Source organism: Aeribacillus sp. FSL k6-2211 (assembly GCF_037966125.1).
Lineage (GTDB): Bacteria > Bacillota > Bacilli > Bacillales > Aeribacillaceae > Aeribacillus > Aeribacillus composti.
Genome location: NZ_CP150190.1, coordinates 1,967,625 through 1,983,002, shown reverse-complemented (window position 1 = coordinate 1,983,002; position 15,378 = coordinate 1,967,625). Strand labels below are relative to the sequence as shown.

Genomic DNA, 15,378 nt, shown 5'->3' with positions numbered 1-15,378 from the left:
CATAAATAGGATTAGTACTTCATTAGGTCAGTTCACCCTTCCGATCTTAAGTTTAAATTTACTATAAACGATTTACTAAGAATTGTCAAATGTTATTTGTAAATAAAAAACATTTTTGTTAATGGAACAAATTTTTTACATTCAACTCATACATAAATAGCATTCGAGGAGTTTCGTCACGTTTACACATCGACAGCCTGACAAAATTAAATATTACGAAGCAATAATAAAACGTATCAAGGTATTTTTGGGATTAGAAAACGTCCCAACTGCATTTGATGAACAACAAAAGATTTATGATCGCGCCTGCAGAGGATTGAATATATGGATGCAGCAAGGGCAGCTTTACGAGAGTAAATGATTAAATGGTAGTTCTTATGTTAATAACATGTAACTTTTTTGCTCCTTGCAAAAAATTGTTTCGTTAGCCAACCATAAAACGAGTTCACACACAGAAGTTGGAATTTAACTCATATTTCATGGGAGTACAATTGCTCCCTCAATTATTCTACAACAGAGAAAATTAGCGAATCTTTTGTGTAAACCTGCATTTGGGATAGGTGCTGCAGCATTTAAATTTTCCATATTTTCCATTTTTGATTACTAGAGCGCTGCCGCATTTCGGACAGCGGCTTTGCTGAATATATCGATCCTCCTGCTTTCTATTTGTTTGAATCGTTTGTACATGCCGCTTTTTTATTTCTTTTTGTTGCTGCTTGTTCTTGACAATGACAGTTTCTAATTTTCGAATCAACTGTTGTTTTGTTTCTCCGTCGATCTCGCTTGTTCTATGCTGCTCAAGCACTTGTTTCAGCTGTTTTGGATAAATAACGTATGCATTGGAAAAATGAACTTCTGATTTGAACTTTGCCCGCGGCAGAAGCACGACGACCGAGTGAATTGGTATATGTGCAAACTCCTCCCCAAGCCAGTTTCTTAACGCCCTGATATGACCTTTATTTTGAAAAATTGGATTAAGAAATTTTTCTTTTCGTTTGTAAATGACTTGTGTCCAATATTTTGACGTTTCATCACCAAAAATCCAACCGCTGTAATTTTTGGTTTCAATCACATACAGCCCATGATCAGAAAGAATAATATGATCTATTTGCGAAGTGGAGCCATCTTGTTTCGGAATATACAAGTCATGAAAAGATTTGTATTTTTCAGACGATTCTTCTATCTTATTTATTTCTTTTCGGACTTTATATTCTCCAAGCGATCCAAGCCATTCCGCTTCTTTCGATTTGAACCATCTTGCTAACAAGGCAAACAAGAATAAAAGAAGGAATGTATAGAAAAGATTCGTATTCATTCTATTCCCCTTCCTTGCTGCATCTACTGTATACTGTTGCAGACTGCTTTATTGATTTCTTTCAATTCTTATCGTATTGTTTTTTTTCAGCATAAATTGTTGAAACAATATAAAGGAGTGCATAATCCTTCTTTTAAAAACAAGCAATTAAGAATATCAGCAATACTAGTACTGCTAAAATTGATACAAAAGCCGTTGTTATTAGCAAAATATATCTAAACGGGGATTTAATTTTATAGGACTGATCATTAGCATTGCATAAATATAGTTAGAATTTTCTGTTAATTAATTTTTGTGAATTTGTGCCAAAAAGACAAAACCTAAAGAAAGGTGGCACTGCCCATTTGGTAAATATATACAGTTAAACCAGAGCGACAACGACAAAAGGGAGATTATGGACTGGCTCGCCCATCAAATTTTCGCAACCAAACATAAGCTGGTTTCCACAGAGCTCTCTTTAACCAACGAGTAATTCGAAGTAGGGATTTCTTACTTTTCATCTCCAATTGAATGAGAACATGTAAGCAATACGTGATCAGGGCTAAGAAAATTTGATTTTGAATAGCTGTTTCACTCATTCCATAAAAGTGCTTAATTTCTACGTGTTGCTTGAGCCATTTGAAAAAGAGTTCAATAGCCCAGCGAGATCGGTAAATATCACTTATCTCTTCTGGTTTTAAATCAAATCGGTTGGTGATGAAACGAAGTAAGTTCCCTTTTGTGTCCATAACTTCTAGTAGACGAAAGACATTTTCAGTACGATTTTGTGTGGTACCAATGTAGACCATTTTATCGGATAGAACGTGACAATCATCAGGAAGTGAAAATGTATAGACTTCACGAATGACTGCGTTTTTCTTCAGTCTTGAAACGAAGAAATAGCCATCATCTGTCATCCGATCAAAACGTTCATAGTCCACATAACCGCGGTCAAACACATACATGGCTTCTTGATCATCCACTAGGACTTCGAGTTGATTTCGGTCATGTTCTTTTGCTGTCGTAATCACTGCTTTTTCAGGATAGACGGTGTCTTTATCCATGAAAACGAGCCGTAAGTGTAGCTTTACACCAGCTTTTGTTTTCCGGAATTTTGCCCATTTATAATGGGTCAAATTCAACGGGAGTGTACTTGAATCAATGATTTTCAGTGGCATATTCTTTCCGTTTTGACAATGGTACCGTTGAATTTTCCAAACAAGATCCAAGAACAAATTGGCAAGAATGAGTGAGTTGATCTGATTGTTTTTTCGGGATAGCTGAGAGGCACTTATCGATTCAAATCCGAGTGCTTTTTGAAGATCTTCGTCTACAAGTGCATCACTCATTTCCTCTAAGCTCTTAAATTCGAGCAGCTGGGCTACCAATAAAAGTTTAATATAGGCTTCTGTTGTCAGCTTTTTTGTGTAATAGTCCTGTTTCAATTCTTTGACTTGTTCGCTAAGTTTTTGAATATTTATGGGTGAAACCCATTTACCAAATGATGAAATTAGTGTATTCTTGTCCATAATGGTTATCCTTTACGATTGGATTTGGGCAGGAACCACCTGTACTTCCATTGTAAAGGATTTTTTTGTTTCGAAATCAATAAAAAATTGAACATTCTTAGTATTTTGAATCATCAGATTTAATTACTGCAATGCTAGTGAGGACTGATAACAAAAGACTATTCCTAAAACTAATGTAATCAGAGAACCCATTTGCCCAAGCCTAGTATCTAATTTGTCTGTCATAAAAACGAACGAATAGAGAATAAGCAAGTGAATCGTTACAAGGAAAAGACAAAAAGCATTGACTGTTTTTGATTGAACATCTCCCATATTAACCTCCCAAGCTATTGAAATTTATATTTTTAATCTTTGTCACAATTAATCACTAAATACGAATGAATATTTAATCAGTTACCTTGAAGCGATTCCCAATGCCAAAAAACATTTATAAAGGGTATCGTCTTACCTATTAACGCTTTTTTTACTCATATAAACCTAAAATTATTTCTAAAAGTCCTGATAATGCCGAATACACTCATGATAATGTTAGTTTTAGCTCAAAAAGACAAATGTTAAAAATATAACTCTAATCAAGCTTTATTCATTTAGCCGAAGCATTAATTCTTATAATTTGCCAACTAGTAATTCGTCGGTGATCGCAACAAAAAGCTTTCTCATCATTTTAAGTTAACCTTCTTAAGCGATGAAAGATCTTTTTTAATACTTCCCACTCCCTTTTTTTTTTGAAAACGAACACTGTATCCATGATGATCGTTAATGTAATAGATAATAAGTCAATTTACTAATACAGTTTTGAATGATCTGCTCGAAAAAAATTTTGTAGCTGCACATTTTTAAATTGCACCCTCCAGAAATTTACTGATTAAATGTTTATAAACGTTTCTTCATTAGCTTTCCCAGCTTTTCTCATGCGTTCAAATTTGTAGTAATGCATTTTGAATTTCAAAGCTTAAAATCAAGTAGGACTTTTCTCCCTCATTCTATTGACTCTTTCTAGTCCAAAATATACATAATAGACACAAAAAATGCTGTCGAATATTGTCATAAAACTAAAAAAAGCAGAAACTTACCTGCTTCTGTCTTAATGGATTGACTTTTACACACTGCCGTAATTCGCCAACGCCGTTTTGGAACAATCATGTGGAATGATTCGGCAAATTGAAAACGCCACCTTATAAAACTGCGCCCATATTTCAAACTGTGCGTGATTATGGAAAATTTCACAGCTGAATTGACAAAAAATTTTTTCCATTCTAACTACGAATGCCATTACACTTTGCCAATTATTCATTCCTCTTCAATGATTTGTAGAAATCTTCACATAACCTTATCGATTCTCTTTTCTTATACACGATCTCATGGATCCAATATTTTAAAACAGATTCTGATAAGGACAGTGAAGTTGGCCAGTTTTTAGTACGAACTCTCATAGTTCTGGCTCTGTCACGGTCATCGGAGTAAGACTTGTTGGCGAGCTGCCTAACGGAACAACAGCAACAGATTTAGCCCTTAAAGTAACTCAAGTACCACTTTTTACTACAAAAATAACAGCACAGACCTTTGCCCTTGGTCTGTGTTGCTAATCTTTATATTTTTTTCTATGTTATGTTGTAATCGTTGATTGATTGCTTTCCTTCTTTTCGCTTTTTTTACGGAAATAGGTCGCCACAATCGGTCCAGAGATGTTATGCCAAACGCTAAAAATTGCGCTTGGAACAGCGGCAAGAGGCGAAAAATGAGCAGTCGCCAGCGCAGCTCCAAGTCCGGAATTTTGCATGCCGACCTCAATCGAAATCGCTTTTTGTTTCGGCTCTGACATTTTAAGCAGCTTCGCAAACCAGTAGCCGAGCAGCAATCCAAGCCCATTATGAGCAACGACGATAAGGAAAATAAGAAGCCCGCTTTTTGCGATAGCCTGCTGGTTTTGAGCGACGACAGCAGCCACGATAGCCACAATAGCGATAACGGAAACGAGCGGAAGAATTTGAACGGCTGCTTTTACTTGTTTTTTAAACAACATTTGTACAATCAGTCCGAGAATAATAGGAATAAGTACAACTTTCACGATTGACCAAAACAGAGCATCGGCTGAAACGGACAGCCATTTCCCTGCAAGCAGCAAAATTAAGGACGGTGTTAAAATGGGAGCAAGCAAGGTTGACACGGACGTAACAGCGACTGAAAGCGCCGTATCACCTTTTGCCAAATACGTCATGACATTTGAAGCCGTTCCGCCAGGACAGCAGCCAACAAGAATGATGCCGATCGCTACTTCAGGTGAAACAGGCAATAAGGTAGCGAGCAAAAAGGCCAAAAGCGGCATAATAAAAAATTGGGCGATTACCCCAATCAGCACATCTATCGGACGTGCGAAGACTTCCTTAAAATCATTGGCTGACAAGGTCAATCCCATTCCAAACATGACAATACCTAGTAACGGCACAATGTAAGGGGCGATCCATGTAAATGCTTTAGGCTCAAAAAAAGCTAATGCCGCAAATACTAGTACCCAAATTGCAAAAGTATTGCTGACAAAATTGCTTAGTTTGACAAGAGTCCCCATTATTTCTTCCCCTTCCAATTTATGAATACAAAAGCTATTATACATTTAATATTCAAAAAGTTTCAACTGTTTCAACTATAAAAATAATAGGTTACTATATAACGAAAACCTGTAAAGAGTATGGTTTTCCTTTTTTATTTATATTTTGTGGGCACTCTTTTTTGTTTTGAAACTTTTGATGTACAAGGATTTAGAGTGATGAAATTCATTCATATTGTTGATTTATAAGGATTAACGCTCTTAATGGCATCTGGAATACCCAGAAGAATTATAATGTACTATTCATTAATTATTGGGAGAGGAAAACGATGCAAACAAACGTTGACCAGTGTACCCGTGTATATACGACGATCTATCCAATATTAATTGCAATCAGTATCGGTCAATTGACATGAAGCCATGCAGTCGGTTGTTCCTGAGTGTTTTCGATTTTGGGAACATCAATGCATTTATCGTATTCGCAAATTGGCTGGATCGCCTTTAATTAAATATAGTATTTTCATTTTGCACGCTGATCGTCGGTTTACTTGCAGATTGGTTTCCTTGACTGTGGAAAAATAAAAAACGGGAGAGACCAGAGTCATTGATTATCCTCGAGACATTTTTTTACATTATACTACATTTAATTTCCTTATCCAATTTTTTGTTAAATCTCGTTATTAAAATTGACTGGATAGTCAATGTGTTTTTTTAAACTGCAGGTTAAAAACAGTTCCATGCGAAGAACATGACATAATCCATTTTCTCCAAAACAAAAAAAGAGGATGCCATCTAAATAGACATCCCATTTTGTCGTATATGCTTTGTTTGAATAAAATATAAATATGCAATAAAAAGGCGTGAAATGTTTACTTTTCTTAATTTTTTTGAAAACTTTCGCTTTATATTTCCCTTTTTCGCACTTAATTCCACTTTACTTTATTTACAATACCATTCCATTGCATTTTGATAAAGGATTTTTTTAACTGCTTTATCATCAAAATGCTCTTGGATTAATTCGATATCTGAAAACCGGAATGGTCTTTTTGCCCTTGTAGAAGGCAGGTCCGTTCCAAACATGAGGGCATCTGGATTCACCTTATAGATATTTTTCATCGCTTCAACCGGGTCAAAATCAATTCGTCCAAATCCTGTTGCTTTTACACGTACACCCATTTCAACTAATGCAAGCAAATGTGGAAATCCTTCCTTCGACAAGCCTAAATGGTCAATGGATACTGCTGGAAGTTGGGCGATAATTGGCTTGATAGCCGGCAGCTCTTTTGAATTAATATACAATTCTGTATGCCAATTAGCTAGCTCATAAACTCTTTTAGCAAAATAATCTAATCGACGAATGTCCTCAGAGCCCCCGCGATTCACATTAAAACGCAGTCCTCGGACACCGTGTTTATTTAGCTCAATAATTTCTTCGTCGGACGTATCGTATGGAAGCTGTGTTATACCAACAAAATTCTTTCCTAGTTTTTGTAATGCATCCAACAAATATGTTTGGTCAAACTTTTGAAAAGAGCCTGAAACAATTGCTCCACCTACTAAATCAACTGTATTTACATGTTGTAAATAATCCTCTGTTGTAAATGGCTCGGGCAAGAAGCCTTGATTTTCGTATAAAGGAAACTTTGGATCAATAATATGTAAATGCGCATCAAATATTTTCATCAGATTACCCCATTCAAATGTGTCTCCTTTTTGTATTTTGGAACCATCAGCATTACTCATACCGCCTGTAATTTTATCAATGCTGATTTCTATTGATTAAAAATCAAAATTAGCATTATTTGTTATACTTAAAATCATGTTATTCTCATTTGGTTCCATAGAATTATCCGTACAAGCCGATAAAAACATAACTATCAAAAATGAAATTGATAAAAGTAACGATTTCTTCATAAATTCTCAACCCCTTATTAAATTAATTATTTGATTATTTATTCTTGGGTATCCTTATCACTTTGATATTCAAGAATATCCCCAGGCTGACAATCCAAAGCCTTACAAATAGCATCTAAAGTTGATAATCGAATCGCTTTTGCTTTTCCATTTTTCAAAATAGAAATGTTAGCCATAGTGATTCCAACTTTTTCAGATAGTTCTGTTACACTCATTTTTCTTTTTGCTAACATCACATCAATATTAATTATAATTGCCATATTTTTCACCTCAGACCGTTAAATCATTTTCTGATTTTATTTCTATGGCATTTTTTAACAACTTTTGAAGAACCGCAGAAAAAACTGCAATCACAAATGAAGCAAAGATAATTATAAATCCTGCAAGTGCTATTCCAGGGTGTAAGGCATTTTGTGATATAAGAAAAATACTACCTATTACATATAAAATGCTAATGGCATTTGCACAGTATTTTATATTTTTTAACGCATTTACTGAAAACTCCGAGAAAGCATTGTTTTTATCAATGTTGTTTAAAAGTCTTAAAGTCTGATATAAAGCAAAGAAAAATGGTATTGCAGTTACATACAAACCAATTAATACAGGATATTGCAAATAAGCATATTCTGGATACATTTCTGCGGTATAATTTGCTAACCAAGGTAACAAAAATATACACAAAGCAAGTACCGTAATCCCAATAAGAAAAACAGCTATCTTTAAAAAGAGTGTTGTTCCTCGTTCCATAAAAGCACCTCACTTATTTACCGTTATTATTATCCTAATACAAAGTTTATTGTCTTGCAATAAATTATTGTTATTAATTAATATATTATTGTTGTTTTACTATTGTAATTTCTTTTGTTGGTGTGAAATAAAAAAGCATCTCTTTTTTTAGACAGAGATGCTTTGAATACCTAATACAGTCATAACAATAAATTTCTTTTTTCCAGTATGTCGTAACACTTTTACAAGGCATTGGAAAATTTATTTGCAACACTCTTGTTCATTAGAATATTTAAACTTTCTCACAACACATCACTCAACATTCCACCAAATAATCCGATTTAGGCATCCATTGTTTTCAAACTGTTAAAAAAGTAATTCCACCATATATTCCGAAGACCCAAAATTTTTAAATGATGCGACACGCTCGGTTTCTGCATATCAAAATGGGAAGCAATTTCACCAGCGGTTAAATCCCCACTTTTCAGCAAGGAAAGAATCTTTCTTCTAGTGGGATCAGCAATGGCTTTAAACGCTTCGTTAATATATCGATATTTTGGAAGTCAATGTCTTATTTTTTAATATTTTACAACACGACTGTTGATTATCAAAAATTAGGTATGTCATTTCCAAAACTTTGAGAATACTTAAACAAGGCAACTCCGATTGCCAATTGAGAGGAAGTTGTCCAAAAAGAAGTTGACGTTCAAAAGAAATGAAAGTAAGCCCCTTTTGAACCTACTTCTATAGCCATCTTAACAGCACGCAGGCAATGACGACGCAAACGACTAATTGTAGACTGCTTTTTCTATTGTCCCAAATAGGATACTGCTTGATCCATCGAAAAGATCTCGACCGTCCAACGTTTTTGATACATATCGGCGATCTTTTCCGCCGATAGTCAAAACATTGGCTACAATGCGAATCTCATGTCCATGGATGTCACGAAAGATGGCCACTCGATAACGTTTCTTCGAACGGCATTGCTTTGTTCCTAATTGACATGTTGTTTTCTGAAAGAAAAAAATACAGAGTTTTGCAGTATATCTATATCCAAATTTTGTATAAATATACATATATGCGATCTATCCATCAAGAGCTTGGCATGGATCCTCTGTAGCCATGATTCTTTAGCCAAGCACCAGCTTCAACAGTTTTGGCAAAACCAAAAAAGGTTTTCATGTCTCCCCCTCCATGTAAAGCACCTTGTATATCACTGCGTAAGGATTTTGTAATTCTCTGCACTTTTATTTTGCAAAAACAGAGTTGTGAAAGTGATCCATGATTTCACGGTTTGCCCTTCCCTCATCAAAATATTTCTTCACAACATCTAATTTATATTCTTTATTGTATGTTTTTTTAATTTTTACCTATAAAAATACCCCCTTCTAGTAGACAGTGACATCCCTTTCTTTTTTCTGTCTAACTATAAGGGGATAATATCAAAAATCTGGCCCTTATCTTCCTTTCAACTGTGAATTATAAAACTCAAGTTATCGACAATTATGACGGTTCCGTTACTATCCCTTGAAAGGCTGACTGATATATGGTTCGGATATCTTCTTTATTAAGCTTCATTGGACTTCTTGCGAGCAATCTTTTTTGTTTCACCCCGTCTTCCGTCAATTTTTCGATCGCACTTTCCGGAATGCCGAATTCTCCCAAAGTTGTCGGAATTCCGACATCTGCCACTAATCTTTTTAGTTCCTCGACACATTGATAGGAAGCTTCTTTTTCAGACAAATAGCTTGAATTCTCGCCTAGAGCATTCAATATGTCCACCATTCTTTTTTGGCAGCTTTTTCGGATGTAGCCCATCACATATGGCAATAAAACTGCATTGGAATCGCCATGGGCAATATGAAATTGTCCTCCAAGCGGATAGGCTAAAGCATGTACGCCTGCCACGCCGGCATTAAAAAAAGCTAATCCGGCAATATAGCTGCCGTAACTCATATCAATCCGCGCCTGTTTATCATTTCCGTTTAACACAGCTTTACGGATGGAACGGCTGATCAGTCTCATCGCTTGCAGGGCAAGACCGTCTGTTACCGGATTGGCATTGATTGAGACATATGCTTCCACTGCATGTGTCAATGCATCGATCCCCGTTGCAGCGGTCACTTTCGGCGGGACAGTGACAGTTAGTTCCGGATCAATAATTGCTACATCAGCGAGCAAATAATCATGTGTTACAACATCTTTCGTACTTTCTAAAGATAAGACAGAAATATTAGTGACTTCAGAGCCCGTTCCGGAAGTTGTGGGTATCAAAATTTTGGGGAGACCTTTTTTATCTACTTGATTTGTACCTGTTAAATTTAAATAACTTTCCACTGTTCCTTTATGAACAGACAAGACTGCTGCAAGCTTTGCCAAATCCATTGCGCTTCCTCCGCCTAAACCTATGACGAGATCGAATTTGTTTTCTCTCGTATAGGCGACAAGCTTTTCTCCGATTTGAAGCGGAGGCTCTGGTTCGATGTCAGTATATACATCAATGCTGTATCCTTTTTCTTGTAATGGAGATGTGACGCGGTCAACGAGCCCTATGTCATTCAACACCGGATCTGTCACAACAAGAATTTTCTTAGGTTGATATTTTTCAACTTCCGGAACAAGCTGGCTTAACGAACCCCATCCAGTATAACATAAAGGTGTAAAAACTAGCTTTGAATGTGTCATGACTCTCCTCCTTCACACCCTGGAATGTTCTCTTAAAGCATCGACATTTGTGTTCTTTAAAATCTAAATGGACGTTTCCACCCATTTCTTCTATATAAACTCCGGGAAATTTTATTCATAATATCCTTCCGTCGATTTTCTGAATCCTTTAAATTGTTCTGCATCATGCCCGAACCATACTTGGGAATTTGTTTCTTTGGCAATCCGGCGAATTCGTTCGACCGTTTTCGCATATCCGAGAGAATCATAAATAATTCCAGGTGGCTTGATTGGCGGCCCGTAGCTTTCTGCCGTATAGATCGCATCAGATGCAAGAATGATGCCGCCAGTTTCAGGAAGGTGTACATGAAGACCAAGCATTCCCCAAGCATGACCGCTGCCAAAGTTTAAAACTTTCACCCCTTCCGCAAGTTCAACATGATCTTCATCCCGATTGATTGTCCTCCATTGAAGATTATTTTTTATCCATGCATCAATATCTGCCCAAATGTATGCCCCTTCTTTTTGGTTGCGGGCATAAGATTGTAATGTGCCGTTAAATTCGTCTTCATGTACGACAACGGTTGCGTTTGTAAACATTTCTAAGCAGCCCGCATGATCGAGATGAAGATGAGATGCCACAACAAATTTAATATCCTCTGGTCTGACCTTTAATTGCTCAAGTCGGTTATGCAAGTAACATTCTTCGCTCGCTGTCCATGGGAACGTTTTTTGCGTCGTTTCAGACCAGCGGCCTGCAGGACCCATGGAATTTGGATTACATGCCGTGTCAAAAAGAATTTTTCCTTCAGGATGGTCAATTAAAACGGTATAAATCGGGAATTCGACAAACTCAGTCTGCGCGTTCGGATTGTCAATGGTTGCTGGATTGTGCATCGCAATCATCCAGTTTTTGTCCATTTTCATTCGGCCGTTGTCCATTACATACAGTTTCGGGTGTTTTTTAATAATGTTTGCCATAAAAAACCCTCCTATAATGAAATAGAAAATGTCAATCAAGACATGAGATAATTCTTAAATGACGACATGTAAAAATGTGTTCTTGTTTTTGTTTCAACATTCAGCCATTTCTACCACAACATATTCCAAATTCCGTAAGCGCTTTCTTTATACAGTACAAGAAATACTGCTGAAAGAATAGAGGCAGTATATTCTTTTTTTCTATTCATTCATCATTCGTTCTACTTTCCCCCTCCTTATTTTTTGCTCATCAATTTAAATGCAAAATGCATGCCAAAAAAAGCTTCTTACAAACAAAGGGATTTTTAAGCTTCTTTACTAAAAACTGTTGAAAAATTTCACCATAAAAAAGGATTAATAATCGAAATTATCGAAAATATATGGTGAAATTATTCACCAAACGGTTGAAAAAATTCACCAATCAGATGAAAGGTTGTGATTATAATCAAAGCAAACTCTATTAATTCCTTAACTTGGGAAAATATTTTTTCATGCATGCATAACGGAGTAGTTGTCGTCGATCGAAAAGGAAACATTGTTGTGATGAATGCTGCTGCAAAAAAGTTATTGCAAGCGGAAAATGGAAACTGGGAAGGAAAGCATATTCAAGAACTCGTCCCTCACACAAAAATTTTGGAGGTTGTGGAAAGCGGCGATCGTTCAATCGGTCAAAAAATGATACTAGCGGACAGACAATGTATGGTAAACCGGACTCCTCTGTATCAAAACGGCAAGCGCATCGGTGCGATCAGTGTTATTCAAGATATTACTGAAATCGAGCAATATCGCAGCCTACTAACACAGCTTGAGGCGATTATCGAGTTTTCAACTGACGGCCTTTATGTTGTTGACAAAGAAGGGATTACGATCTATGTTAATTCCGCATATGAAGAGATTACAGGTTTTGAACGCACAGAACTGGTCGGAAGGCATATGCGGGATCTGATGACGAATGGTTATATTGACCAGTCAGTATCTCTCTTAGTTTTGGAAAAAAAGAGACAAATTTCCATTATGCAAAAAATAGGAGGCAAAAAAGATGTCATTGTCACCGGAAATCCGGTATTTAATGATCAAGGAGACGTTGAGCTCGTAGTGACGAGCGTAAGGGATATCACACAATTAAATAAACTTAGAAAAGAGTTAGAAAAAGCAAAAAGTATTTCCGAAATAAACCAAAACCGTTTTTCGGCTCATGTGAACGGATCAGAACAAATGTTTATATGCAACAGCAAAAAAATGAAAAACATTTATGAGAAAGTAAAACAAGTGGCGCCTTTTCCAACAAGCGTCCTTTTAACTGGCCCTTCCGGAACAGGAAAAGAGGTGATCGCCAATTTTATCCATCATCACAGCCAACGGAAACAAAAGCCGTTTATTAAAGTGAATTGCGGGGCCATTCCTGAACATCTGCTTGAATCTGAACTATTCGGCTATGAAAAAGGTGCATTTACTGGTGCGAATAAAGAGGGGAAAATTGGTCTGCTTGAATTGGCGGACGGCGGAACCGTTATGCTTGACGAAGTAGGAGAAATGCCTCTCTCTTTGCAGGTAAAGTTATTACGAGTATTGCAAGAAAAGCAAATTCAGCGAATAGGAGGCAGGGAGCCAATTAAGCTTGATATTCGATTTATTTCTGCAACGAACAAAGATTTAAAGCAACTTGTTTCAGAAGGAAAATTTCGTGAGGATCTTTATTACCGTCTGCATGTTGTTGAAATAACTGTTCCGCCCTTATCTGAACGCCAAGAAGATATATCACCGCTTATTGATCATTTTTTTTCATACTTTTGCAAGCTTTACCATGTCGATAAAACATTGTCAAAAGAAACTAAGAAGGCTTTAACGAGCTACCATTGGCCTGGAAACGTCCGAGAATTGAAAAATTTAATAGAAAGCATGATCGTATCGGTTCCCTCTCAATTGATCGAGCCGCACCATCTTCCTTTGCACATTCATGATCAAAAAGACGGTGAAGAAGCTTTGACGCTGAAACAGCGCGTGGAAAAATTTGAACAGCGAATTGTAAAAGATGTGATCAAAAAATATCCATCACTACGGATTGCGGCAAAAGAACTCGGCATCGACCATTCCACATTAGTCAAAAAGTTAAAGAGATGGGGTTTAGATCCAAAAAAAGCAAACATATAAACAATCTCGATTTCTGCTCATCTAAAGATTTTATTCTGTTGTGCCGGAGAAAAATAATTTGCAGTTGCTAATCAAAAGAAGCGTCCTCATTTTTTCAGACGCTCTATATTAAAGGAGTAGAATTTTTACATGGGGTGTCTCATAAGTCAATTTTCGACTTTGAGGTTCCCTTTTAAAAGACTTGTATCGCTTGTTGGATCATCACGCGAAATACCGCTTAAAAACGGTTTAAAGACGCCGACATCCATTCCCTTCTCTTTTAATACAGCTGCCAGTCTGCAAGCTATTATCGTTTTTCCAACACTAGTATCAGTTCCTGTTACAAAAAAACCTTTCATTTGATCATATTCAACTCTTTTCCGATTAATTTAAATGTATCCAACAAATAATCTATCTCCTTTAAGCTATGGTCAGCGGTCACCGTTAACCGAATTCTGCTTTCTCCAATAGGTACAGTCGGCGGTCGAATCGCCGGGGCATATATTCCTTTTTCTTGTAATCTTTTTGCAAATAGGACAGCCTTATGAGCATCTCCGATCAATACAGGAATAATTGGTGTATGATCTCCCTTCACGGTGTACCCCATTTCTTGTAAACTAGTTTTTATTCGTTTTGCTTTTATAAGCAATTGCTGTCGTTTTTCTTTACTATGTTCGATGATTTCCAATGCTGTATATGAAGCTGCACAAATAGATGGTGAAAGTGCGGTTTGAAAGATAAAGGTTCTGGCATGATTTCGCAAAAAGTCAATGAAAACCTTCGATCCAGAAACGACCCCGCCTTCCGTTCCAACCGCTTTACTTAAAGTGCTAATCACCACATCCGGAAAGACGTGAAAAAATTCACTTGTTCCCCTGCCGTTTTCTCCTAAAACTCCTGTTGCGTGTGCGTCATCCACAATGACAAATGCATGATAACGTTGAGCAAGTGACATGATTTTATCTAAAGGCGCAATGGTACCATCCATACTAAAGACACCATCTGTGACAATAAAGCGTCGCCGTGATGAATTTGTTTCTTTTAATTTCTTTTCCAAATCTTCCATATCTACATGGTTATAAATGACGGTATCTGCTTGTGAGAGACGGCATCCATCGATAATACTCGCATGGTTTAATTGATCGCTAAAAATAACATCACCTTTTTCAGGCAATGAAGTAAGCACGCCGATATTCGCCAAATAACCGCTTGAAAACAGCAAGGCACTTTCAGTCTGTTTGAAATCTGCAAATCTTTTTTCAAGCTTTTGATGCCACTGCGTATTGCCTGTCGTTAACCTTGAGCCGCTGCTCCCAACCCCAAACTCGTGCAATGCCTTTTCTGCTGCAAGAATCAAGCGTGAATCATTGGCCAAGCCCAGATAGTTGTTTGAGGAAAATACTATGTACTTTTGGCCATCTATGTACATTTCGGGACTAGGTGCAGTATTCATTGTTCTAAGCATCCGATACAAGCCGGATTCCTTTGTCTTCGCTAAACGGTCGTTTAACCAGCCATTAAAGTTCAACGCTTGTCACCTCATTATGTCTTTAAAAACAAAACCTCTTTTTCTGTTACCCGTGACAATTGCTTCT

At 36.8% G+C, this 15,378-nt stretch carries 10 protein-coding genes and 3 pseudogenes; 1 reads left to right on the top strand and 12 read right to left on the bottom strand.

Features of this window, described 5'->3' with window-relative positions; all coding sequences use genetic code 11:
• Positions 1–523 precede the first annotated feature (523 nt).
• The 10 genes and pseudogenes from NSU19_RS09580 to NSU19_RS09535 all read right to left on the bottom strand — a co-directional run bounded on the left by NSU19_RS09580 (position 524) and on the right by NSU19_RS09535 (position 11,653).
• Positions 524–1,315 (bottom strand): NERD domain-containing protein, encoded by a 792-nt coding sequence (locus NSU19_RS09580; RefSeq protein WP_339199893.1) that lies wholly within the window; start codon positions 1,313–1,315, stop codon positions 524–526.
• 392 nt (positions 1,316–1,707) lie between these two features.
• Positions 1,708–2,823, bottom strand: a complete 1,116-nt coding sequence (locus tag NSU19_RS09575) for an IS4 family transposase (RefSeq protein WP_339199891.1) — start codon at positions 2,821–2,823, stop codon at positions 1,708–1,710.
• Between the two features lie 1,606 nt (positions 2,824–4,429).
• Positions 4,430–5,389: a bile acid:sodium symporter family protein gene (locus NSU19_RS09570; protein ID WP_339199889.1), complete on the bottom strand. Its 960-nt coding sequence runs from the start codon at positions 5,387–5,389 to the stop codon at positions 4,430–4,432.
• 918 nt (positions 5,390–6,307) lie between these two features.
• Positions 6,308–7,051 (bottom strand): amidohydrolase family protein, encoded by a 744-nt coding sequence (locus NSU19_RS09565; RefSeq protein ID WP_066250671.1) that lies wholly within the window; start codon positions 7,049–7,051, stop codon positions 6,308–6,310.
• Between the two features lie 269 nt (positions 7,052–7,320).
• The gene (locus NSU19_RS09560) at positions 7,321–7,542 is read right to left on the bottom strand and encodes a helix-turn-helix transcriptional regulator (RefSeq protein WP_094245812.1); all 222 of its coding nucleotides are present in this window, start codon (positions 7,540–7,542) and stop codon (positions 7,321–7,323) included.
• Positions 7,543–7,552: 10 nt separating this feature from the next.
• Positions 7,553–8,029, bottom strand: a complete 477-nt coding sequence (locus NSU19_RS09555) for a DUF2975 domain-containing protein (RefSeq protein ID WP_094245811.1) — start codon at positions 8,027–8,029, stop codon at positions 7,553–7,555.
• 380 nt (positions 8,030–8,409) lie between these two features.
• Positions 8,410–8,553, bottom strand: a pseudogene (locus NSU19_RS09550) (metalloregulator ArsR/SmtB family transcription factor); the annotation flags it as partial.
• Positions 8,554–8,615: 62 nt separating this feature from the next.
• Positions 8,616–9,015: pseudogene (locus NSU19_RS09545) on the bottom strand (transposase); the annotation flags it as partial.
• Positions 9,016–9,511: 496 nt separating this feature from the next.
• Positions 9,512–10,693, bottom strand: a complete 1,182-nt coding sequence (locus tag NSU19_RS09540) for an iron-containing alcohol dehydrogenase (RefSeq protein WP_063389499.1) — start codon at positions 10,691–10,693, stop codon at positions 9,512–9,514.
• Positions 10,694–10,804: 111 nt separating this feature from the next.
• Positions 10,805–11,653 carry an N-acyl homoserine lactonase family protein gene (locus tag NSU19_RS09535; RefSeq protein WP_063389500.1) on the bottom strand — a complete coding sequence of 283 codons (849 nt, stop codon included), beginning with the start codon at positions 11,651–11,653 and terminating at the stop codon, positions 10,805–10,807.
• 495 nt (positions 11,654–12,148) lie between these two features.
• Here NSU19_RS09535 and NSU19_RS09530 point away from each other — a divergent pair, with 495 nt between their 5' ends.
• Positions 12,149–13,804, top strand: a complete 1,656-nt coding sequence (locus NSU19_RS09530) for a sigma 54-interacting transcriptional regulator (RefSeq protein WP_339192806.1) — start codon at positions 12,149–12,151, stop codon at positions 13,802–13,804.
• A gap of 170 nt (positions 13,805–13,974) precedes the next feature.
• Here the strand turns inward: NSU19_RS09530 and NSU19_RS09525 are convergent.
• Positions 13,975–14,142 (bottom strand): annotated as a pseudogene (locus NSU19_RS09525) (AAA family ATPase); the annotation flags it as partial.
• A complete protein-coding gene (gene bioF, locus NSU19_RS09520) occupies positions 14,139–15,311 on the bottom strand; it encodes an 8-amino-7-oxononanoate synthase (RefSeq protein WP_339199887.1) in 1,173 nt (390 codons plus the stop codon). The pseudogene NSU19_RS09525 and the gene bioF, both read right to left, overlap by 4 nt.
• Positions 15,312–15,378: the final 67 nt, after the last annotated feature.

What these genes read in the sequence shown, in the direction of transcription:
- NSU19_RS09580 (WP_339199893.1), bottom strand. Translation starts at nt 1,315, where the DNA reads ATGAATACGAATCTTTTCTATACATTCCTTCTTTTATTCTTGTTTGCC.
- NSU19_RS09540 (WP_063389499.1), bottom strand. Translation starts at nt 10,693, where the DNA reads ATGACACATTCAAAGCTAGTTTTTACACCTTTATGTTATACTGGATGG.
- NSU19_RS09560 (WP_094245812.1), bottom strand. Translation starts at nt 7,542, where the DNA reads ATGGCAATTATAATTAATATTGATGTGATGTTAGCAAAAAGAAAAATG.
- NSU19_RS09565 (WP_066250671.1), bottom strand. Translation starts at nt 7,051, where the DNA reads ATGAAAATATTTGATGCGCATTTACATATTATTGATCCAAAGTTTCCT.
- NSU19_RS09555 (WP_094245811.1), bottom strand. Translation starts at nt 8,029, where the DNA reads ATGGAACGAGGAACAACACTCTTTTTAAAGATAGCTGTTTTTCTTATT.
- NSU19_RS09535 (WP_063389500.1), bottom strand. Translation starts at nt 11,653, where the DNA reads ATGGCAAACATTATTAAAAAACACCCGAAACTGTATGTAATGGACAAC.
- NSU19_RS09530 (WP_339192806.1), top strand. Translation starts at nt 12,149, where the DNA reads ATGCATAACGGAGTAGTTGTCGTCGATCGAAAAGGAAACATTGTTGTG.
- NSU19_RS09575 (WP_339199891.1), bottom strand. Translation starts at nt 2,823, where the DNA reads ATGGACAAGAATACACTAATTTCATCATTTGGTAAATGGGTTTCACCC.
- NSU19_RS09570 (WP_339199889.1), bottom strand. Translation starts at nt 5,389, where the DNA reads ATGGGGACTCTTGTCAAACTAAGCAATTTTGTCAGCAATACTTTTGCA.